The 250-nt window shown below is 68.0% G+C and carries 1 pseudogene; it reads right to left on the bottom strand.

The annotated features are described in order from the left end of the window. Nucleotides 1-3: 3 nt before the first annotated feature. Nucleotides 4-250: pseudogene (locus ACLJNW_RS27140) on the bottom strand (ferric citrate ABC transporter ATP-binding protein FecE); the annotation flags it as partial.

Below are 250 nucleotides of genomic sequence, written 5' to 3'. Positions count from 1 at the left end.
CCTTCAACGGGCGACGATCAGCGGATGACCTCGCTCGGGATGACGCTGGACCAGGACCTCGAGGCCGAACACCGCGCGCAACGGCTCGGGGCGCAGGACTTCCTCGGGCGTACCGAGCAGGTGCGGGCGACCATTCTGCAACAGCAGCAGGCGGTCGCAATAGCGCGCGGCCAGGTTGAGATCGTGGAGGATCACCAGCACCGAGGCACCGCGGCGGGCGAAATCATGCACCGCCTGCAGGGTGGTGTGC

The organism is Salmonella sp. SAL4457, assembly GCF_046548235.1.
Classification (GTDB): domain Bacteria; phylum Pseudomonadota; class Gammaproteobacteria; order Enterobacterales; family Enterobacteriaceae; genus Salmonella; species Salmonella enterica.
This window is presented reverse-complemented; position numbering and strand designations above follow the sequence as displayed.